19 protein-coding genes are annotated in these 19,527 nt (G+C 59.6%); 8 read left to right on the forward strand and 11 right to left on the reverse strand.

The window, feature by feature from the left end; translation table 11 throughout:
• The first annotated feature begins 31 nt into the window (after positions 1–31).
• From cadR to ACO6VD_RS21725, 4 genes are all read left to right on the forward strand, one after another.
• Positions 32–475, forward strand: a complete 444-nt coding sequence (cadR, locus tag ACO6VD_RS21710; RefSeq protein WP_422422017.1) for a Cd(II)/Pb(II)-responsive transcriptional regulator — start codon at positions 32–34, stop codon at positions 473–475.
• Between the two features lie 329 nt (positions 476–804).
• Entirely contained in the window at positions 805–1,065 is a 261-nt protein-coding gene (locus ACO6VD_RS21715; protein WP_422422019.1) for a hypothetical protein, read from the forward strand.
• A gap of 226 nt (positions 1,066–1,291) precedes the next feature.
• A complete protein-coding gene (locus ACO6VD_RS21720; RefSeq protein ID WP_422422020.1) occupies positions 1,292–1,780 on the forward strand; it encodes an Hcp family type VI secretion system effector in 489 nt (162 codons plus the stop codon).
• 7 nt (positions 1,781–1,787) lie between these two features.
• A complete protein-coding gene (locus ACO6VD_RS21725) occupies positions 1,788–2,765 on the forward strand; it encodes a hypothetical protein (RefSeq protein WP_422422022.1) in 978 nt (325 codons plus the stop codon).
• A 932-nt stretch (positions 2,766–3,697) separates the two neighbouring features.
• Here ACO6VD_RS21725 and ACO6VD_RS21730 read toward each other — a convergent pair.
• The 3 genes from ACO6VD_RS21730 to ACO6VD_RS21740 are packed head-to-tail and all read right to left on the reverse strand — an operon-like array spanning position 3,698 to position 6,323.
• Positions 3,698–4,669, reverse strand: coding sequence for a thymidylate synthase (locus ACO6VD_RS21730; RefSeq protein WP_038605514.1), 972 nt, complete (start codon positions 4,667–4,669; stop codon positions 3,698–3,700).
• A 47-nt stretch (positions 4,670–4,716) separates the two neighbouring features.
• Positions 4,717–5,526, reverse strand: coding sequence for a prolipoprotein diacylglyceryl transferase (lgt, locus tag ACO6VD_RS21735; RefSeq protein ID WP_400170401.1), 810 nt, complete (start codon positions 5,524–5,526; stop codon positions 4,717–4,719).
• Between the two features lie 14 nt (positions 5,527–5,540).
• Complete coding sequence (locus ACO6VD_RS21740; protein ID WP_422422025.1) at positions 5,541–6,323, reverse strand: sulfite exporter TauE/SafE family protein; 783 nt, start codon at positions 6,321–6,323, stop codon at positions 5,541–5,543.
• Between the two features lie 129 nt (positions 6,324–6,452).
• Here ACO6VD_RS21740 and ACO6VD_RS21745 point away from each other — a divergent pair, with 129 nt between their 5' ends.
• On the forward strand, positions 6,453–7,199 hold the full coding sequence (locus ACO6VD_RS21745; RefSeq protein WP_422422027.1) for an NRDE family protein: 747 nt from the start codon (positions 6,453–6,455) through the stop codon (positions 7,197–7,199).
• 123 nt (positions 7,200–7,322) lie between these two features.
• Here the strand turns inward: ACO6VD_RS21745 and ptsP are convergent, their stop codons facing one another.
• A complete protein-coding gene (gene ptsP, locus ACO6VD_RS21750) occupies positions 7,323–9,602 on the reverse strand; it encodes a phosphoenolpyruvate--protein phosphotransferase (protein WP_422422029.1) in 2,280 nt (759 codons plus the stop codon).
• A gap of 22 nt (positions 9,603–9,624) precedes the next feature.
• The gene (locus ACO6VD_RS21755) at positions 9,625–10,104 is read right to left on the reverse strand and encodes an RNA pyrophosphohydrolase (protein ID WP_010222140.1); all 480 of its coding nucleotides are present in this window, start codon (positions 10,102–10,104) and stop codon (positions 9,625–9,627) included.
• 140 nt (positions 10,105–10,244) lie between these two features.
• On the opposite strand from ACO6VD_RS21755, the gene ACO6VD_RS21760 reads away from it, so the two are divergent.
• On the forward strand, positions 10,245–10,901 hold the full coding sequence (locus ACO6VD_RS21760) for an HAD family hydrolase (RefSeq protein WP_422422030.1): 657 nt from the start codon (positions 10,245–10,247) through the stop codon (positions 10,899–10,901).
• A 127-nt stretch (positions 10,902–11,028) separates the two neighbouring features.
• On the opposite strand, the gene ACO6VD_RS21765 is transcribed toward ACO6VD_RS21760, so the two are convergent.
• Both ACO6VD_RS21765 and ilvA read right to left on the reverse strand, forming a co-directional pair.
• A complete protein-coding gene (locus tag ACO6VD_RS21765) occupies positions 11,029–11,457 on the reverse strand; it encodes a DUF2269 family protein (RefSeq protein WP_422422032.1) in 429 nt (142 codons plus the stop codon).
• Between the two features lie 38 nt (positions 11,458–11,495).
• Positions 11,496–13,010, reverse strand: a complete 1,515-nt coding sequence (ilvA, locus tag ACO6VD_RS21770; protein WP_400174141.1) for a threonine ammonia-lyase, biosynthetic — start codon at positions 13,008–13,010, stop codon at positions 11,496–11,498.
• 136 nt (positions 13,011–13,146) lie between these two features.
• On the opposite strand from ilvA, the gene rpiA reads away from it, so the two are divergent.
• The gene (gene rpiA, locus ACO6VD_RS21775) at positions 13,147–13,818 is read left to right on the forward strand and encodes a ribose-5-phosphate isomerase RpiA (protein ID WP_038605494.1); all 672 of its coding nucleotides are present in this window, start codon (positions 13,147–13,149) and stop codon (positions 13,816–13,818) included.
• Between the two features lie 42 nt (positions 13,819–13,860).
• Here rpiA and ACO6VD_RS21780 read toward each other — a convergent pair whose 3' ends face one another.
• The 4 genes from ACO6VD_RS21780 to ACO6VD_RS21795 all read right to left on the reverse strand — a co-directional run bounded on the left by ACO6VD_RS21780 (position 13,861) and on the right by ACO6VD_RS21795 (position 18,051).
• Positions 13,861–14,772, reverse strand: a complete 912-nt coding sequence (locus ACO6VD_RS21780) for an SdiA-regulated domain-containing protein (RefSeq protein ID WP_400174140.1) — start codon at positions 14,770–14,772, stop codon at positions 13,861–13,863.
• A 91-nt stretch (positions 14,773–14,863) separates the two neighbouring features.
• The gene (locus tag ACO6VD_RS21785) at positions 14,864–15,796 is read right to left on the reverse strand and encodes an SdiA-regulated domain-containing protein (protein WP_422422035.1); all 933 of its coding nucleotides are present in this window, start codon (positions 15,794–15,796) and stop codon (positions 14,864–14,866) included.
• 150 nt (positions 15,797–15,946) lie between these two features.
• The gene (locus tag ACO6VD_RS21790) at positions 15,947–16,612 is read right to left on the reverse strand and encodes a fumarylacetoacetate hydrolase family protein (RefSeq protein WP_422422037.1); all 666 of its coding nucleotides are present in this window, start codon (positions 16,610–16,612) and stop codon (positions 15,947–15,949) included.
• A 41-nt stretch (positions 16,613–16,653) separates the two neighbouring features.
• On the reverse strand, positions 16,654–18,051 hold the full coding sequence (locus tag ACO6VD_RS21795; protein WP_422422038.1) for an FAD-binding oxidoreductase: 1,398 nt from the start codon (positions 18,049–18,051) through the stop codon (positions 16,654–16,656).
• A 172-nt stretch (positions 18,052–18,223) separates the two neighbouring features.
• On the opposite strand from ACO6VD_RS21795, the gene serA reads away from it, so the two are divergent.
• A complete protein-coding gene (gene serA / locus ACO6VD_RS21800) occupies positions 18,224–19,453 on the forward strand; it encodes a phosphoglycerate dehydrogenase (protein WP_422422040.1) in 1,230 nt (409 codons plus the stop codon).
• Positions 19,454–19,527: the final 74 nt, after the last annotated feature.

Raw genomic sequence — 19,527 nt, forward strand, 5'->3', positions numbered from 1 at the left:
AGGGTCAAGCAACCTGCCGAGGTATTTTCAGATGAAGATCGGAGAACTGGCCAAAGCCACCGACTGCGCAGTGGAAACCATCCGTTATTACGAGCGGGAAAACCTGCTGCCGGAGCCGGCGCGCAGCGAGGGAAACTACCGGATGTACACCCAGGCCCACGTCGAGCGCCTGACCTTCATCCGCAACTGCCGCACCCTCGACATGACCCTGGAAGAAATCCGCAGTCTGCTGCGCCTGCGCGACAGCCCGGACGACCAGTGTGAAAGCGTCAACGCCTTGATCGACGAGCATATCCAGCACGTCAATGCGCGAATCGACGGGTTACAGGCGTTGCAGGCGCAACTGCTGGAGTTGCGTCAGCATTGTCATTCCAAGGAAGTGCAGTGCTCGATCTTGCAGCATCTTGAAGTCAACGGCGCCGTGACGGCCCCCGAGGCCGAGCATTCACATGTAGGCAGAAGCCACGGCCACTGACGGAAATCCACCGAGGTTGTCGTACTCCCGGAATCAGCAAGAAAGCTTCAGATTTGGGTGCTTTCGGAACTATCCTACGCACGCTGCCGTGTTTTCTCTATTGTTGAGAAAGTGCATCAGGGCTAGTTTCCTCGGGTCGTCCATATTGGCGACCGGGTGTGAGAGCCCGCCCTGACCTATTGGCAGCGTTGTCATGGCAGCCGTGCGCGGGCAGACTTTTGTCTGGCCGGGTTCCTAGGTCTTCGGTCTCTCACCCCGCGTGCGGCTGCCACCCTACTCCTGTGAGAGGGACTGGGAGGTAGCTCCTGTCTGATCCTAGGAGTTACGCTATGAAAAAGATCGTTCCAGACCCACCAAATTCCCTCATTACCACTCCCTACTTCTCCATCCACAGCGACCTCATCCCCCCAGACTCCCTGGCCTTCGCCAGCGAACTCCTGCGCGGCATCCACGAAACCACCGACGAACTCTGCCGCGCCCACGCCAATGAACCCGGCCAGGGCATGCTGGTAAATGTGCTGCATTCGGCCGAGATGGCCAGGGCGCTGGTCGAGCATGCGCTGTGCAAGCTGCAAGGAGTCAAGCCATGAGCATGGAGACCGGCGAGATGATTTGGGGTAGAGATTGAAGAAGGCTTGACCCCTGCTGGGAGTGGTTAAGCCCCCTCCCAGCGAACATCCAGCTGCTTTCAGACCCCTCCTACGCACGCTGTCGCGCTTTCTCATTGTTGAGAAGGTTCATGAGGACTAGTTTCCTCAGGACGTCGCGCTGATGTACGCCGACACGGAGCATTGACCATCACCAAGGAGTGGCAATATGGCGTTTGACGCATTCATAAAGATCGACGGTATACCTGGCGAAGCGCTGGACGAAAAATACCGGGACTGGATTGAAATCACCGGCTATAGCTTTGGGGCCCACCAAAGCACCTCCGCAACCGCCAGCTCGGCGGGCGGCGCATCCTCTGGCCGCACAACCATGACCGCATTCACGTTCACCAAGGCAATGGATAAGTCCAGCTGCAAGCTGCTGGAAGCCAGTTGCGCAGGCGAGCATTTGAAAGAAGTGACCTTGGCGCTTTGCCGTGCGGGCACTGACAAACTCAAGTACTTCGAGATTGTTCTTGAGCAAGTCATCATCGCTGACTACATGCAAAACGCTGGTACAGGTGTCCCTCAGGAAGTAGTGCAGCTGGATTTCGGTCGCATCAAAACTACCTACACCCAGCAAAAGCGTATCGATGGTGCCGGCGGCGGGAATGTCGCAGGCGGCTGGGATCGAATTGGCAACAAACGGTATTCGTGAGGCGAACATGGCTGAGCCTCAGGTTTTCATCAATACCAGAACCCAGACTTTCGAATCCTTGAGAGCCGGGCTTAACCTTTCCGGCATCGCGAATCGCAAATTCATCGCCCTCAACAGCCACATCACCAACAGCGTTGTGCTGGCGGGGGAGTTCGTCATCCTCGGCGATCTGTCCACGCCCTCAAGTACCAGCCAAGAGGCTTACATGATGGCCAAGGCGAATGAAGTTCATATCGCCCTGCTGTCGAACAACACCGACGCCGACGACTTCCTGCTGGACAACTTTGACCTGCTCCAGGAAATGCTCGCCCACGGCGCCCTCGGCGCAGGGGTGGTAAGTGACGCCTGGAGCAAACACCTGGAAGCCATTCGTAAATCCTTGCTCGACATCGAAAAGCTCCATAACGAATATTTGCGTACAGGCTCTCCAGCGGCTCGGGACAAGTTCTATGTCGAGCGTGCCGTGTTATTCGGCAAGCTGGGGTCTCAGCTCGACAACGTGGCGGCATACGGTGCCGGACTGCAACAACAAGGGTCCATCAAACGAATGCTCGGCATTTCCACGAAAAGCTTCCTGCGCAAGGGCGAAATCGACGGCTACGCCGGCAAGATCAGCGGTGTGGCCAAAGCTGCGAAGATTGTGAAAAAAGGTACCTATATAGGTATTGCGCTGGATGTCGCAGCCACCGCGCTTAGTATCCAAAAAGCCTGTTCAATGGGCCGGGAAGAGCAGTGCAGGAAGGCCAAGTATGTGGAGGGGGCTTCATTGGTGGGTGGATTGGGAGGGGGAGCCGCGCTGGGTTATTTAGGAGGTGGTGTCGCAGCCCTTGGCTGCGTCTTCGTTTTAGGCATCGCCACTGGCGGCCCAGGAGCCTTAGTGTGCGGTGTTGTAGGCGGAGCAATGGGAGGATGGGCAGGCGGTGAAGCCGGACAGTACGGTGGTGAGAAGATTGGTGAGTATTTATATGAGAAATATACTCAATGACTCAAATACCTATAGGCCTAATTGCAAGCTTCATTTTAGTACCCTTACTCTTTACCTGCATCTGGGTAGGCTACGTCGCACATGCTTACACAGAAAAGGCGGAAGCTTTTTTAAGCAACAGCAATATTGTCGTGGGTACCAAATCAATATACTCACAAGCAGGTTTCCCGGGGAAAATTATGCGCAACTGCATTCTTACCATGTCCCTGATGATCAAGAACCCATCCATTAAGAGAGGACTGCTGGAGCTTAATGACGTAAAAAGTTTCCCGAAAAATCTGATGCGACTGCTATTCGTAACGTGGGGCTTGGTCTTCTTGGAGTGTGCTGCCATGATGGCATTTAGAATCTGCTCATATTTCATAGAGTGATGCTTGTGCTGTGGCAAGCGGTGCGGGTGACATCGGTAGCGGCAGAGGCGAGCAGCTTGGTGAGTATTTATATGGGAAATATACTCAGTGACTCAGGTGCCGATAGGCCTAATTTCAGGCTTCTTCCTAGCATTCTTATTTTTTATATTAATATTGGTAGGCTACGTGGCACATGCTTATACAGAAAAGGCGGAAGCTTTTTTAAGCAACAGTAGGATTATAGAGGACACTCGGTCAATGTATTCCCAAGCAGGCTTGTCGGGAAAAGTTATGCGCACTGGCACTCTCACTATGGCTCTTATATTTAAAAGCGCTTACATAAAGAAAGGGCTATTGGATCCAGATGAGGCAAGGTACTTCCCGGATGATTTGAAGCGACTGCTATTCATATCGTGGAGCTTGCATTGCTTGGGATGTGCCGCCTTAATGGCATTTGGCATCTACTCTTATTTCATAGAAAGATGGTAGCTTGCGAAAATATGACCAACCTTATCGCAGGTCAAACCCGCGATAAGGTTAGCGGTTATCTACAGAAGTAGAATTCCCCACAACTGCAGCCAATCAAACCGCCATCGGCGCCGTCATCGGCGCATGGTGCTCGTAACCTTCCAGGCTGAAGTCACTCGGCTCGACCTTCTCCAGCCACTCCGGCTCGTACACGCCTGTCTTGGCATACTCAGGCACACGATCATTGATCACCAGCTTCGGTGCCGCCAGCGGCTCGCGCTTGAGTTGTTCGTTGAGCATGTCCAGGTGGTTCTCGTAGACGTGCGCATCACCGATGAAATAGGTGAACCAGCGCGGCGTGTAGCCGGTCAGGCGGCCTACCAGCGACAGCAGTGCGGCGCCTTCGGTGAGGTTGAACGGTGTGCCCAGGCCCAGGTCGTTGGAGCGGATGTAGAGGGTCAGGGAGATTTCCTTGGTCTCGACATTCGGGTGGAACTGGTACAGCAGGTGGCACGGCGGCAGGGCCATTTCGTCGAGCTGCGCGCAGTTCCAGCCGTGGAACAGGATGCGGCGGCTGCCCGGGTCTTTGTGGATGGTGTCGATGCACTGGCGAATCTGGTCGATGGCCTTGTACAGCACCACGAAGGCTTCGCCGTCTTCTTCGGCTTCGGCAATCTTCTGGAAGCCCTGGCTCTGCGCCAGTTCGATCGCGGCCGGGTTGCTCAGCGGGATACGCTTGTAGGCCGGCCACTGGCGCCATTGCACGCCGTAGATCTCGCCGAGGTCATCGTGCCCCTGGCGGAACGGGTTGGCCAGCCACTGGGCGTTTTCGTTGGCGTTCTGGTCCCAGACCTTGCAGCCCAGTTCACGGAACTCGCCGGCATTCTTTACGCCGCGCAGGAAGCCGACCATCTCACCGATAGCCGACTTGAACGCCAGCTTGCGGGTGGTGATGGCCGGAAAGCCTTTCTGCAGGTCGAAGCGCAGCATGGCGCCAGGCAGGCTGATGGTGCGGATACCGGTACGGTTACCTTGCAGGGTGCCGTTTTCGATGACGTCGCGGACCAGATCTAGATACTGTTTCATGGCTTACCTGTAGCAAAGACGGCAGGGGATCGCCCTGCCGTGGAAAATCAAACGGCGGCCTTGACCGTGGGTTTGCGGTTGTAGGCCCACCAGATCAGGAAGATGCCACCGACAATCATCGGCACGCAAAGCAACTGACCCATGGTCAACCAGCCGAAGGCGATGTAGCCAAGCTGGGCATCGGGTACCCGCACGAACTCTACGATGAAACGGAAAATGCCGTAGAACAGCGCGAACATGCCGGAAACGGCCATGGTCGGGCGCGGCTTGCGCGAGTACAGCCAAAGGATCAGGAATAATGCCACACCTTCCAGGGCGAACTGGTACAGCTGCGACGGGTGACGTGGCAACTGGGCCGGATCGCTGAACGGCGGGAAGACCATGGCCCACGGCACATCGGTAGCCTTGCCCCACAGTTCGGCGTTGATGAAGTTGCCGATCCGCCCGGCGCCCAGGCCGATCGGCACCAGCGGCGCGACGAAGTCCATCAACTCGAAGAACGACTTGTTGTTGCGTTTGCCGAACCACAGGGCGGCGAGCATTACCCCGATAAAACCGCCGTGGAACGACATGCCGCCCTTCCATACTTCGAAGATCAGCGCCGGGTTGGCGAGATAGGCATGCAGGTCATAGAACAGCACATAGCCCAGCCGCCCGCCGACGATCACGCCCATGGACAGCCAGAACACCAGGTCCGAGAGCTTTTCGCGGCTCCAGGTTGGGTCGAAGCGGTTCAGCCGCCGCGAGGCCAGCAGCCAGGCGCCGCCGATGCCGATCAGGTACATCAGGCCGTACCAATGGATTTTCAGCGGTCCCAGGGCAATGGCCACGGGATCTATCTGCGGGTAAGGCAGCATGGTGACTCCTCTCGTTAAAGCAAAAAGCTTAAGCCGACGCAGAACAGCAGCGCGGCGAACAGCCGTTTGAGCAGGCGCGGCGACAATTTATGCGCCAGACGCGCGCCGAAGCGGGCAAAAAACATGCTGGTCAGGGCAATCCCCAGCAGCGCGGGCAGGTAGACAAAGCCCAGGCTATGCGCAGGCAGGTGCGGGTCGTGCCAGCCAAGCCAGATGAAACTCAGGGCGCTGGCCACCGCAATCGGAAACCCGCAGGCCGAGGACGTTGCCACGGCCTGCTGCATCGGCAGGCTGCGCCAGGTCAGGAACGGCACAGTCAACGAGCCACCGCCGATGCCGAAGATCGCCGAGGCCCAGCCGATCACGCTGCCTGCGGCCGTCAATCCGGGCTTGCCGGGAATGCCGCGGCTGGCCTTGGGCTTGAGGTCGAGGGCCATCTGCACGGCAATCACCAGGGCAAACACGCCGATGATCTTCTGCAGCATCGGCCCCTGAATGGCCGAGGCGGTCTTGGCGCCGATACCGGCACCGACCAGAATCCCCAGGGTCATCCAGACAAAGATCGGCCACTGCACCGCACCCTTGCGATGGTGCTCGCGAATGGCGTTGATCGAGGTGAAGACAATGGTCGCCAGCGACGTCCCCACCGCCAGGTGGGTGAGCACCGAGGCATCGAAACCCTGCAAGGTGAAACTGAACACCAGCACCGGCACGATGATGATGCCACCGCCAACGCCGAACAGCCCGGCCAGCACGCCTGCGCAGGCGCCCAACAGCAAATAGAGCACGAATTCCATTGTCGCCCCCGTCAATTCAGTCCGGCATGGTAACGGAAGGGAGGCCTGCGGCTCTAGTGAAGACACATTAAGTCGATGGATCAGGCCGGGCGCTATGGGTAGAGTGGGCAAAAACACAGAGGACCACCTATGTGTCTGATTGTCTTTGCCTGGCGGCCCGGGCATACCCAGCCACTGATCGTCGCGGCCAACCGTGATGAGTTCTATGCCCGCCCCAGCCGCATGCTCGGGGCTTGGGACGACGCACCCGGCGTCTATGCCGGGCGCGACCTGGAAGCCGGCGGTACCTGGCTCGGTGTCGGTCCGGCGGGGCGTTTTGCCGCGCTGACCAATATTCGCGACCCGCAACAAGCCCTGGGTGCGCGCTCACGGGGCGAACTGGTGGCGGCCTTCCTGCGCGGTGAGCTGGGTGTCGAAGCCTATCTGGATCAGGTCGCCAGCCGCAGCCAGCAGTATTCGGGGTTCAACCTGCTGGTGGGCGATAACCACGTGCTGGGCTACCTGAGTGCCCGTGACGCGCAGGTACGGCTGCTTGGCGAAGGTGTTTATGGCCTGTCCAACGCCGGACTGGATACGCCCTGGCCGAAGCTGGTCAAGGCCCGTGCCGGGCTGATGCAGCATCTGGCCGACCCGCAGCCCGAAGCCTTGCTGACGTTGCTTGGGGATAACCTCCAAGCGGCGGACGGCGAGCTGCCGGAAACCGGTGTAGGCCTCAGTACCGAGCGGTTACTGTCGAGTGTGTTTATCGCCAGCCAGAACTATGGGACGCGGGCCAGTACGGTGTTGATCGTCGAGGCGGATGGTCGGCGGCGGTTGGTGGAACGCAGCTTCGGGCCGTTCGGGGGGCATCTGGGGGAAGTGGATTTGCAGGTTTGATCGCTGTAGGAGCGGATTTATCCGCGATGGGCCGCATCGCGGCCCCAAAAGATGGGCCTGCTACGCAGTCCATCGCGGATAAATCCGCTCCTACAAAGACAGTGGCCATAAGGCGGCCAGATGTCAGAGGTTCTTCGCCGACCCCGGATTGATCATCCGCGCCAGCCCCAGGTTCTTCAGGGCCAATTGCAGCGAACTGTGGATAACTTGCGGGTTGTCGATGCCCATGGCCTGGGCCAGCAGCTCCTGGGACTTGCTCAGGCTGACCTGACGCAGCATCCACTTCACCTTCGGCAAGTTGGTGGCGTTCATCGACAGGCTGTCGAAACCCATGGCCATCAGCAACACCGCGGCCGCCGGATCACCGGCCATTTCGCCGCAGATACTCACCGGTTTGCCCTCGGCATGGGCGTCGCGCACCACGTTCTGCAGGGCTTGCAGCACGGCCGGGTGCAGGTAGTCGTAGAGATCGGCAACCCGCGGGTTGTTGCGGTCTACCGCCAGCAGGTACTGGGTCAGGTCGTTGGAACCGACCGACAGGAAGTCCACCTGGCGCGCCAGCTCACGGGTCTGGTAGACCGCCGCCGGGATTTCGATCATCACGCCCACCGGCGGCATCGGCACGTCGGTGCCTTCGTCACGCACCTCGCCCCAGGCCCGGTGGATCAGGTGCAGGGCTTCTTCAAGCTCGTGGATACCGGAAATCATCGGCAGCAGAATGCGCAGGTTGTTCAGGCCTTCGCTGGCCTTGAGCATGGCCCGGGTCTGCACCAGGAAGATTTCCGGGTGGTCGAGGGTCACGCGGATACCGCGCCAGCCAAGGAAGGGGTTGTCTTCCTTGATCGGGAAATACGACAGCGCCTTGTCACCACCAATGTCCAGGCTGCGCATCGTCACCGGCAAGGGATGGAAGGCCGCCAGTTGCTCGCGGTAAATCGCCAGCTGCTCCTTTTCGCTGGGGAAGCGCTGGTTGATCATGAACGGCACTTCGGTGCGGTACAGCCCGACCCCTTCGGCGCCACGCTGCTGAGCGCGGGCGACATCGGCGAGCAGACCGGTGTTGACCCACAGCGGCATGCGGTGGCCATCGAGGGTGATGCAGGGCAGCTCGCGCAGGGCGTCCAGCCCCTGGGCCAGCTGGCGTTCCTCTTCGACCACCTCGGCATACTGCTTGCGCAGCACGTCGCTGGGGTTGGTGTAGACATCGCCCTTGTAGCCATCGACGATCATGTCGATGCCGTCGACCTTTGAATACGGCAGGTCAACCAGGCCCATCACGGTCGGAATGCCCATGGCCCGAGCCAGGATCGCAACGTGGGAGTTGCCCGAGCCCAGTACCGAAACCAGGCCGACCAGCTTGCCTTCCGGCACTTCGCCGAGCATTGCCGGGGTCAGTTCTTCACTGATCAGAATGGAGTTGTCGGGATAGACCAGCGTCTGCTGCCGTGCTTCCTGCAGGTAGGCCAGCAGACGCCGGCCCAGATCCTTCACATCGGAAGCCCTCTCCCGCAGGTAGGCGTCATCCATCAGCTCGAAGCGGTTGACGTGCTCGCCCACCACCTGGCGCAAGGCGCCCTGGGCCCATTGCCCGGTTTTGATCACCTGCACCACTTCGCCGCCCAGGGCCGCGTCTTCGAGCATCATCAGGTAGACGTCGAACAACGCGCGCTCTTCCGGGCGCAGCTGGGTGGCGAGTTTGGCGGACAGGCTGCGCATGTCGGCGCGCACGCCTTCCAGCGCATTGTTGAAAAGGATCAGTTCGGCGTCGATGTCCTCGACGGTCTTGTCCGGCACCACATCGAGGTCGGCCGGTGGCAGCATAACCACCGCCTTGCCCACTGCCGCGCCGGGCGAACCGGGCACGCCGACGAACTTGGCCTCCTGGATACCCTTGCCCTGGCGACCCAGACCACGGATCGAGCCAGTGGCTTCGGCATGCGCAATTACGCCGGCCAGCTGGGCGCTCATGGTCACCAGGAAGGCTTCTTCACCTTCATCGAACTGGCGGCGCTCTTTTTGCTGGATAACCAGAACCCCGACCACACGCCGGTGGTGAATGATCGGCGCACCGAGGAACGAAGCGAAGCGCTCTTCACCGGTTTCGGCGAAGTAGCGGTAGCGCGGGTGGTCGGCGGCGTTTTCCAGGTTGAGCGGCTCTTCCCGGGTGCCGACCAGACCGACCAGGCCCTCGTTCGGGGCCATGCTGACCTTGCCGATCGAACGCTTGTTCAAGCCTTCGGTGGCCATCAGCACGAAACGGTTGGTCTCGGGATCGAGCAGGTAGACGGAGCATACCTGACTGCCCATGGCCTCTTTGACACGCAACACAATGATCCCCAACGCCGTCTTGAGATCCTTGGCGGAGTTAACTTCCTGGACGATCTTGCGCAGCGTATTGAGCATGGCTCGGGGTCGAACTCCGTCGTCAGTCGCGCGCCAACAGGCGCGGGGCAAGCTCTTTGAGAGCGCGGCGGTAAACCTCGCGCTTGAATGTCACCACCTGGCCCAGCGGATACCAATAACTGACCCAACGCCAGCCATCGAACTCCGGTTTCCCGGTCAGATCCATCCGCACCCGCTGCTCGTTGGAGACCAGGCGCAGGAGAAACCATTTCTGTTTCTGGCCGATACACAGCGGTTGGCTGTGGGTACGAACCAGACGTTGGGGTAAACGATAACGCAACCAGCCGCGGGTGCAGGCAAGAATTTCAACATCATCTCGCTCCAGCCCCACTTCTTCGTTCAGCTCGCGGTACAAGGCATCTTCCGGAGTCTCTTCAGGATTGATACCACCCTGGGGAAACTGCCAGGCATCCTGGTTGATCCGCCGAGCCCATAGCACCTGCCCAAGATCATTCGTCAGAATGATCCCGACATTGGGGCGAAAACCATCGGGGTCGATCACGGCAGCAACCTCGTAAACGCATGTCACCGCATTGTTCCACAAAGGTCACAAGGCCAGCAACGCGCCTGTTTACCTTATGTGCACCGATGTGAAAAGTCCGTATTCTGTGGGACTTTTCAGATGTTATGCGAGTGACTTAAATGCGCCTGGCTTTATTCGATCTGGACAATACCCTCCTCGGCGGCGACAGCGACCACGCGTGGGGCGACTACCTGTGCGAGCGTGGCATTCTCGACCCGGTGGCCTACAAGAACCGTAACGACGAGTTCTACCAGGATTACCTGGCTGGCAAGCTCGACCTCAATGCCTACCTGGAATTTACCCTGGAGATCCTGGCCAATACCGAAATGGCCCAGCTCGACGAATGGCATGCCGATTTCATGCGCGATTGCGTCGAACCGATCATCCAGCCCAAAGCCCTGGCCCTGCTGAAAAAGCACCGCGATGCCGGCGACAAGCTGGTGATCATCACCGCCACCAACCGTTTCATTACCGGGCCGATTGCCAAGCGTCTGGAAGTCGAGACGCTGCTGGCTACCGAATGCGAGATGGTTGACGGTCGCTACACCGGTCGCAGCACCGATGTGCCGTGCTTCCGTGAAGGCAAGGTGACGCGCCTGCAGCGCTGGCTGGAAGAAAACGGCTTTACCCTGGAAGGCAGCTATTTCTATAGCGATTCGATGAATGACCTGCCGTTGCTGGAGCAGGTGGCCAACCCGGTCGCCGTCGACCCGGACCCGAACCTGCGCGCCGAAGCTGAAAAACGTGGCTGGCCGGTGATCAGTCTGCGCGACTGATTGAGACTCAGCCTAGCCACCCGGTGGGAGCGGGCTTGACCCGCGATTGATAGTGGCCTCGCTACTGCTATCGCGGGGCAAGCCCGCTCCCACCGAATGGTGTGCCTCAAGTCAAAATAACATTTGATCAGACCGGTTTGGCGCCCATCAGGCCGGCGATAGCGATGAAACACACACCACTGAACACCGCCAGCGCCAGGGTGAACTTCGGGTTACCCACCGCCGGTGCCGTGCGCAGGCGATTGACCCGCGCCAACAGCCAGAACCAGCTGAACGCGCCGAAGGTGTAGATCACACTGGAGCCCAGCACCCAGGTCTGGCCCAACGGCCAGCCAATCAGGTGCACCAGCCACCAGCCGGTGAACGGCATGCTGACCAGGCAGATGCCCATCAACAGCCAGACAAACACCAGCGGCCGCTGCATCAGTCGGCTTGCTGCTGTCGTGTCGCCTTTACGCCGCGCCAACCAGGTCCAGATCGCCAGCCCCAGGGCACTGCCCAGCAACAGCACGGTGGCCGAGATGTGCAGGACCTTGAGAGTAGTCAGGTATTCCATGTCATTGCTTCCTTGTGAGCTGTCCTGAGCTTAGCTGTTCAGCCCAGGAACAGCCGGTACGCCGGATTGTCGGTTTCATCCCAGTACGGGTAGCCGATCTTGGCCAGGGCGGCTGGGACCAGGTGGCGCTCATCATCCGGAACTTGCAGGCCTGCCACCACGCGACCATCGGCCGCGCCATGGTTGCGGTAATGGAACATCGAGATGTTCCAGCGCCCGCCCAGCTTGTTGAGGAAGTTGAACAACGCCCCCGGACGCTCCGGGAACTCGAAACGCAGCACCAACTCGTCGCTGACCCGCGCCGCATGGCCACCGACCATGTGGCGGATATGCAGCTTGGCCAGTTCGTTGTCGGTCAGGTCGAGTACCGGAAAACCTTGCTCGCTGAGGCTCTGGATCAGGGCGCTGCGCGGGTCGGTGTCCGGATGGGTCTGCACGCCGACGAAGATATGCGCCTCGCCATCGGCATGGTAACGGTAATTGAATTCGGTGATCTGGCGCTTGCCGATGGCTTCGCAGAAGGCCTTGAAACTGCCCGGCTGCTCGGGGATGGTCACGGCGATGATGGCTTCGCGGCCTTCACCCAGCTCGGCACGCTCGGCAACATGGCGCAGGCGGTCGAAGTTGACGTTGGCACCCGAGTCGATCGCCACCAGGGTCTGGCCGTGGACGCCATTGAGCTCGACGTACTTCTTGATCCCCGCCACACCCAGTGCGCCGGCAGGTTCGGTGATCGAGCGGGTATCGTCGTAGATATCCTTGATCGCGGCACAGATCTCATCCGTACTGACGGTCACCACTTCATCCACATAGGTTTTGCAGATGTCAAAGGTGTGCTGGCCGATCTGCGCTACGGCCACGCCATCGGCGAACAACCCGACCTGCGGCAAGACCACGCGCTCACCCGCGGCCATGGCGGCCTGCAGGCAGTTGGAGTCGTCCGGCTCGACGCCGATCACCTTGATCTCGGGACGCAAGTACTTCACGTAGGCGGCAATACCGGCGATCAGGCCGCCACCGCCGACTGGAACGAAGATCGCATCCAGCTGGCCGGGGTGCTGGCGCAGGATTTCCATGGCCACCGTGCCCTGACCGGCAATGGTGTGCGGATCGTCATAGGGATGGATGTACACGAAGCCCTTTTCGTCGACCAGTTTCAGCGAGTAGGCCAGCGCTTCCGGGAACGAATCGCCGTGCAGTACGACCTTGCCACCGCGCGAGCGCACGCCTTCAACCTTGATCTCCGGGGTGGTCTTGGGCATGACGATGGTTGCCTTGATCCCCAGTTCTCGCGCCGCCAGGGCCACGCCCTGGGCATGGTTGCCGGCCGAGGCGGTCACCACGCCACGGGCCAGCTCTTCCGGGGTCAGCTGGGCCAGCTTGTTGTAGGCACCGCGAATCTTGAAAGAGAACACCGGCTGCAAGTCTTCGCGCTTGAGCAGGATGTTGTTGCCCAGGCGCTTGCTCAGTTGGCCGGCGGTCTGCAACGGGGTTTCGACGGCAACGTCGTAAACACGCGAGGTGAGGATCTTCTTGACGTACTGTTCGAGCATCGGGAAAGCATCACTGAGCGGTTGGGCGGGGTTTGCGAGTCTACCCCAGCGCCCTGTCGGGCGACCACAGCAAGTCCGGGGTTTTAGCCGCTATACTACGCGCCTTCACGATACTCCTCCCCGCTTCGGAGCCCGCATGACCCAGGACCAACTCAAACAGGCTGTCGCCCAGGCCGCTGTCGATTTCATTCTGCCCAAGCTCGACGACAAGAGCATTGTCGGCGTCGGCACCGGTTCGACCGCCAACTGCTTCATCGACGCCCTGGCCCAGCACAAGGCGGCCTTCGATGGCGCCGTGGCCAGCTCCGAAGCGACCGCCGCACGCCTGAAGGGTCATGGTATTCCGGTGTATGAGCTGAACACTGTCAGCGACCTGGAGTTCTATGTCGACGGCGCCGACGAGAGCGACGAGCACCTGAACCTGATCAAGGGCGGTGGCGCCGCCCTGACCCGCGAGAAGATCGTTGCCGCCGTGGCCAAGACCTTCATCTGCATCGCCGACGCCAGCAAGCTGGTACCGGTACTGGGCGCCTTCCCGCTGCCGGTTGAAGTGATCCCGATGGCCCGCAGCCACGTGGCACGTCAGCTGGTCAAGCTGGGCGGCGACCCGGTTTATCGTGAAGGCGTGGTCACCGACAACGGCAACATCATCCTCGATGTGCACAACCTGCAGATCACCAACCCGGTGGAGCTGGAAAGCCAGATCAACGCCATTGTCGGCGTAGTCACCAACGGCCTGTTCGCGGCACGGCCGGCGGATCTGCTGTTGCTGGGGACTTCTGAAGGGGTCAAGACTCTCAAGGTCTAAAAGCATCGCGGTGCGGCGACCCGACTTGCCCCGCGATGAGGTTTACTCGGTCGGTTTCTTGAACACGTAAAACAGGTTCGGCTCACTGACCAGGTAAATGGTCCCGGCATCGTCCATGGCGATGCCTTCTGCCTGCGGCACACTCTTCTTCAGGCCCTGAAAGCCCTTGCGCAGCGACATACTGCTCAGCGGCTTGCCCTGCACATCCAGTTCCAGCACCAGCTGCGACTCATCCGACAACGCCAGCAAATGGCCGCTGCGCTCATCGAACTGCAAACTCGACAGATCGCGCACGAACAACCGCGAATCACGCTTCTGGTCCTGCACTACATGCACGGCATAAGGCTGCTCGGGGTTTTCATGGGGAAAGCCATGCACCTCATAGATCAGCATCGGATCGCGTTCTTTGGCAACGAACAGGCGCTTGCCCACCGAATCGTAGGCCAGGCCTTCGAAGCCTTTGTTGCCGTTCAGGCCAATACCCAAGGTCAGTTGCTCGGCATCCTTGGCATCGAGGAATAGCGTGTTGTCGTTGAGATGCACACGAATCAGGCGCTGCTCACGCTCATCGGTGATCACGTAGCTGCCAGGACCGACGTACTCAACCGCCTCAGGGTCACCGAAACCAGTGAGCGGCACACGGCGCAGAATGCGCCCGTCCAGCGACAGCTCGATCAACTCCGAGCGCTGATTGGTCACGGTGAACAGGCTGTTGCGATCAGGATCGAAGGTGAGTGCGGAGATATCGTCATCCAGACCTTCGAGGGGCTGCGCTTCGATGGTCACGCGATACTGGTCCAGGCCAATACTCAGCTCGGAAGGCTGCCACCAGGTCTTGATATTGAACCAGCCGCGCTCGAACAAGCGATATTGCTGCCCCGCTACGGCAACCAGCAGCAGGGCGAACAGGCTCAGGACCAGGAAAATCAGCGGCAGACGAATGTAGCGGCGCATTCAGGAAGACTCGACAAGGGACAGCCTGAATCAAACCATACCCAACTGAAGCCAAACTTAATCTTCGAGTAGGAAGATTCTGCAATTCGGCTCAGGGTTTACGGAAACGATAGAACAGATTCGGTTCACTGACGATGTACAGGGTGCCCTGCTCGTCCATGGCCACACCTTCGGCCCGCGGAATGCGCTTGTTCAAGCCATTGAAGCCGCCCAGCAGAGTCATGAAGCTGACCTGCTCGCCGGTTTCATCCAGCTCCAGCAGCATATTGGAGTCGGCGGACAGCACCAGCATGTGCCCGGTACGTGAATCAATGCCCAGGGCCGAGAGGTTGCGTAGGTCGAGTTCTTCGCTTGGCAATGGCTTTTTGTCGCCGGTCAGCGGGCTATGACCATCGCTGCTCCAGGTAAACAACGCCGGCGGGCGTTCTTCGCCAAGCACAATGCGCTGCTGCCGAGGATCCCAGGCAATCGCTTCGAAAGCCTTGTTCTGGTTCTCCGACGGACCGAGGTCGTATTGCGGGAAGTCAGCAATATTCAGCGATTGGGTTTCGGCCGTCAGGGTGACGATGGTCAGTTTGTGATCACGTTCGTCGACAATTGCCAGACGCCCACCTTCGAGTGCTGCCACCCCTTCAGGGTTGCTCCAGCCCACCAGAGGCATTTTGCGCAACACATCGCCGTCGAGGTTCAACTCGACCAGGAAGGGATTCTTGCCCATGACCGAGAACAGGGTTTTGCTGACCGGGTTGTAGGTCAGGTCGGACGCTTCGTCGTCTTCCATACCCGGCAAGACCTTGGCGTCGATGTCGACCTGGTAGTCCGGCAACCAGATGCTCGCCTGCTGCTCCACCGGGCTTTCAAAGCGCTCCTTCATCCACAACAGCCCGCGATCATCCCAGTGCATGGCAATGGCCACGCCATATCCAATGATTGCTGCCGCAGCCAACCAGGTCGACCAACGCAAGGCGAGCCCGCGTTTTCGCGCAGACGGCACGGATTTACTGGAGGGAACAGGAGTGGCCATGGGATGAATGCTCTTTTTTGCCAGTTTAATAACACATTACCGGCACGTTCGCAGAGCCAGGTCGGCAAGCATTATCCGGATTGATTGTGAAAAAAATGGCAAACGGCGATAGAGCGTAGGGCAGCCAGCGTGACTGGCTGCCCTCAGGGGTTACAACACGTTGCTTTCAAAGCGGCTGACACCTGGCAATTCCAGCACCAGTTCGTCGCCCGGATTGAGCGGACCAACGCCCACTGGCGTGCCGGTCAGGATCACATCGCCAGCCTGCAGGCCGAACTGCGAAGCCATGTGCTGAATCATCGGTACGATCGGGTTGAGCATCAGCGCGCTGTTGCCATCCTGGCGTACTTCGCCGTTGATGGTCAGGCGAATGCCGATATCGGCCAGGTCTTCGAAGGTGCTACCAGCGACAAAGGGTGGCAGCACGCAAGCGCCATCGAAGCACTTGGCGCGCTCCCACGGCAGGCCCTTTTCCTTCAATTGAGCCTGCAGGTCGCGCAGGGTCAAGTCCAGGGCCGGGGCGAAGCCGGAAATGGCGTCGAGTACTTCTTCTTCACTGGGCTCGGGCGACAGCGACTTGCCCAACAGCACGGCGATTTCCGCCTCATAGTGCACCGAACCGCGCTCGGCCGGGATCTTGAAGCCGCTGTCCAGCGGCACCACACAGCTGCCTGGCTTGATAAACAGCAGCGGCTCGGTGGGGATCGGGTTGTCCAGCTCCTTGGCGTGCTCGGCATAGTTGCGCCCGATGCACACCACCTTGCCCAGGGGAAAGTGAATACGCGTGCCGTCTACATACTGGTGCTGATAGCTCATTACCGACTCCTGGCGCTATTGGAAGCTCTTGTGCCTTTGACTTACTCGACGGCGAAGATCTTGCCCGGGTTCATGATCCCGTTCGGATCGAACACCGCCTTCACCGCTTTCATGTATTGAATTTCCACGGGCGAGCGGCTGTAGGTGAGGTAATCACGCTTGGTCATGCCGACCCCGTGCTCGGCAGAAATCGAGCCGTTGTAGCGTTGCACGATCTCGAACACCCACTTGTTCACCGTAGCGCACTTGGCAAAGAACTCGTCCTTGCTCAGGGCATCGGGCTTGAGGATGTTCAGGTGCAGGTTGCCGTCACCGATATGGCCATACCAGACCACTTCGAAATCCGGGTAGCTTTCTGCGACGATCGCGTCGATATCGTGCAAAAAAGCCGGTACTTTCGACACAGTGACCGAAATATCGTTTTTGTAGGGCGTCCAGTGCGAGATGGTTTCGGAGATGTACTCGCGCAGTTTCCACAGGTTCTGCAGCTGCTGCTCACTCTGGCTCATCACCCCGTCCAGCACCCAACCCTGCTCCACGCAGTGCTCGAAAGTCGCCAGGGCGGCATTGGCCACTTCTTCAGTACTGGCTTCGAATTCCAGCAGCGCATAGAACGGGCACGGGGTGTCGAACGGCGCGGGAACGTCGCCGCGGCCCATGATCTTGGCCAGGGCCTTGTCGGAAAAGAATTCGAAGGCAGTAAGGTCGAGCTTGTCGCGAAAGGCGTGCAGCACCGGCATGATCGAGTCGAAATCCGGAGTGCCGAGGACCATCGCAGTGAGGTTGTTCGGCGCGCGATCCAGGCGCATGGTTGCCTCGACCACAAACCCCAGGGTGCCTTCGGCGCCAATGAACAGCTGGCGCAGGTCGTAGCCGGTGGCGTTCTTGATCAGGTCCTTGTTCAGCTCCAGCAGGTCGCCAGTACCGGTGACGACCTTCAGGCCAGCCACCCAGTTACGGGTCATACCGTAGCGAATAACCTTGATACCGCCGGCATTGGTGCCGATATTGCCGCCAATCTGGCTGGAACCTGCAGAGGCGAAGTCGACCGGATAATACAGCCCCTTGTCTTCGGCAAAGTTCTGCAGCTGTTCAGTTACAACGCCCGGCTGGCAGACCACGGTACGGTCGAACTCATCGAAGGCGAGAATCTGGTTCATATAGTCGAAGGACACCACCACTTCGCCATTGGCCGCCACCGCCGCTGCGGAGAGGCCCGTTCGTCCGCCTGAAGGCACCAGGGCAACCTTGTGCTGGTTGGCCCAGCGCACGATGGCCTGGACCTGCTCGGTACTTTTCGGAAACACGATGGCCAGCGGCGCCGGGGCAAAGTGCTTGGTCCAATCCTTGCCGTAAGTCTCGAGGGAAACCGCATCGGTCAGCATCTTGCCAGGCTCAACCAGGGTCATCAGCTCATCAAGCAGCGCAGAATCGGTCATCGACAGAACTCTCGAACTATTCATAGTCACCCTGAGCACTCTTCACGTGCCAGGGATGGGCGTATCGGGGGGTACTCATGCTAGCATACGCCCCCCGCTGATCGAGCTTTAAGCCGATGCTGCGAGAGCTTCACTTCCCTGCCATTTTTCTCCGGGACACAGGTTTACGCAGATGAGCAAGACTTCTCTCGATAAGAGCAAGATCAAGTTCCTTCTTCTCGAAGGCGTCCACCAATCCGCCGTGGACGTCCTCAAGGCCGCCGGGTATACCAGCATCGAGTACCTCACCGGTTCTCTGCCAGACGCCGAGTTGAAAGAAAAGATCGCTGATGCCCACTTCATCGGCATCCGCTCGCGCACTCAACTGACCGAAGAGGTTTTCGACTGCGCCAAGAAACTGGTCGCTGTCGGCTGTTTCTGCATCGGTACCAACCAGGTTGATCTGGACGCGGCCCGCGAGCGCGGTATCGCCGTGTTCAACGCGCCGTACTCCAACACCCGTTCGGTTGCCGAGCTGGTACTGGCCGAAGCAATCCTGCTGCTGCGCGGCATCCCGGAGAAGAACGCTTCCTGCCACCGTGGTGGCTGGATCAAGAGCGCGGCCAACTCCTTCGAAATCCGCGGCAAGAAGCTGGGCATCGTCGGCTACGGCTCGATCGGTACGCAGCTGTCGGTCCTGGCCGAAAGCCTGGGCATGCAGGTGTTCTTCTTCGACCCGCTGACCAAACTGCCGCTGGGCAACGCCACTCAGGTCGCGAGCCTGAACGAGCTGCTGGGCCTGGCCGACATCGTCTCGCTGCACGTGCCTGAACTGCCGTCCACCCAGTGGATGATCGGCGAGAAAGAAATCCGCGCGATGAAGAAAGGCTCGATCCTGATCAACGCCGCCCGCGGGACCGTGGTCGAGCTGGATCACCTGGCTGCCGCGATCAAGGACAAGCACCTGATCGGCGCCGCCATCGACGTGTTCCCGGTCGAGCCGCGCTCCAACGACGAGCAGTTCGAAAGCCCGCTGCGTGGCCTGGACAACGTGATCCTGACCCCGCACATCGGTGGTTCCACCGCCGAAGCCCAGGCCAACATTGGTCTGGAAGTGGCCGAGAAACTGGTCAAGTACAGCGACAACGGTACTTCGGTATCGTCGGTCAACTTCCCTGAAGTGGCCCTGCCGGCTCACCCGGGCAAGCACCGTCTGCTGCACATCCACGAAAACATTCCGGGCGTACTCAGCGAGATCAACAAAGTCTTCGCCGAAAACGCGATCAACATCTCCGGTCAGTTCCTGCAGACCAACGAGAAAGTCGGTTATGTAGTAATCGACGTTGATGCCGAGTACTCGGATCTGGCGCAAGAAAAACTGCAACACGTCAAGGGCACTATCCGTTCCCGCGTACTGTTCTAAGTTCTTCTGGCAACAAATCGCGGGGGGGAGCGACCCCCCCCCGTCCACCAACCTACCCATGCAGGGGGATTCCC

Origin of the sequence: Pseudomonas sp. GZD-222 (assembly GCF_049310525.1) — a bacterium.
In the GTDB taxonomy this organism is placed as follows: Bacteria; Pseudomonadota; Gammaproteobacteria; order Pseudomonadales; family Pseudomonadaceae; genus Aquipseudomonas.

Excerpts from the sequence above, each read along its gene's own strand:
- cadR (WP_422422017.1), top strand. The coding sequence starts at position 32 with ATGAAGATCGGAGAACTGGCCAAAGCCACCGACTGCGCAGTGGAAACC.
- ACO6VD_RS21715 (WP_422422019.1), top strand. The coding sequence starts at position 805 with ATGAAAAAGATCGTTCCAGACCCACCAAATTCCCTCATTACCACTCCC.
- ACO6VD_RS21720 (WP_422422020.1), top strand. The coding sequence starts at position 1,292 with ATGGCGTTTGACGCATTCATAAAGATCGACGGTATACCTGGCGAAGCG.
- ACO6VD_RS21725 (WP_422422022.1), top strand. The coding sequence starts at position 1,788 with ATGGCTGAGCCTCAGGTTTTCATCAATACCAGAACCCAGACTTTCGAA.
- ACO6VD_RS21730 (WP_038605514.1), bottom strand. The coding sequence starts at position 4,669 with ATGAAACAGTATCTAGATCTGGTCCGCGACGTCATCGAAAACGGCACC.
- lgt (WP_400170401.1), bottom strand. The coding sequence starts at position 5,526 with ATGCTGCCTTACCCGCAGATAGATCCCGTGGCCATTGCCCTGGGACCG.
- ACO6VD_RS21740 (WP_422422025.1), bottom strand. The coding sequence starts at position 6,323 with ATGGAATTCGTGCTCTATTTGCTGTTGGGCGCCTGCGCAGGCGTGCTG.
- ACO6VD_RS21745 (WP_422422027.1), top strand. The coding sequence starts at position 6,453 with ATGTGTCTGATTGTCTTTGCCTGGCGGCCCGGGCATACCCAGCCACTG.
- ptsP (WP_422422029.1), bottom strand. The coding sequence starts at position 9,602 with ATGCTCAATACGCTGCGCAAGATCGTCCAGGAAGTTAACTCCGCCAAG.
- ACO6VD_RS21760 (WP_422422030.1), top strand. The coding sequence starts at position 10,245 with ATGCGCCTGGCTTTATTCGATCTGGACAATACCCTCCTCGGCGGCGAC.
- ACO6VD_RS21765 (WP_422422032.1), bottom strand. The coding sequence starts at position 11,457 with ATGGAATACCTGACTACTCTCAAGGTCCTGCACATCTCGGCCACCGTG.
- ilvA (WP_400174141.1), bottom strand. The coding sequence starts at position 13,010 with ATGCTCGAACAGTACGTCAAGAAGATCCTCACCTCGCGTGTTTACGAC.
- rpiA (WP_038605494.1), top strand. The coding sequence starts at position 13,147 with ATGACCCAGGACCAACTCAAACAGGCTGTCGCCCAGGCCGCTGTCGAT.
- ACO6VD_RS21780 (WP_400174140.1), bottom strand. The coding sequence starts at position 14,772 with ATGCGCCGCTACATTCGTCTGCCGCTGATTTTCCTGGTCCTGAGCCTG.
- ACO6VD_RS21785 (WP_422422035.1), bottom strand. The coding sequence starts at position 15,796 with ATGGCCACTCCTGTTCCCTCCAGTAAATCCGTGCCGTCTGCGCGAAAA.
- ACO6VD_RS21790 (WP_422422037.1), bottom strand. The coding sequence starts at position 16,612 with ATGAGCTATCAGCACCAGTATGTAGACGGCACGCGTATTCACTTTCCC.
- ACO6VD_RS21795 (WP_422422038.1), bottom strand. The coding sequence starts at position 18,051 with ATGACCGATTCTGCGCTGCTTGATGAGCTGATGACCCTGGTTGAGCCT.
- serA (WP_422422040.1), top strand. The coding sequence starts at position 18,224 with ATGAGCAAGACTTCTCTCGATAAGAGCAAGATCAAGTTCCTTCTTCTC.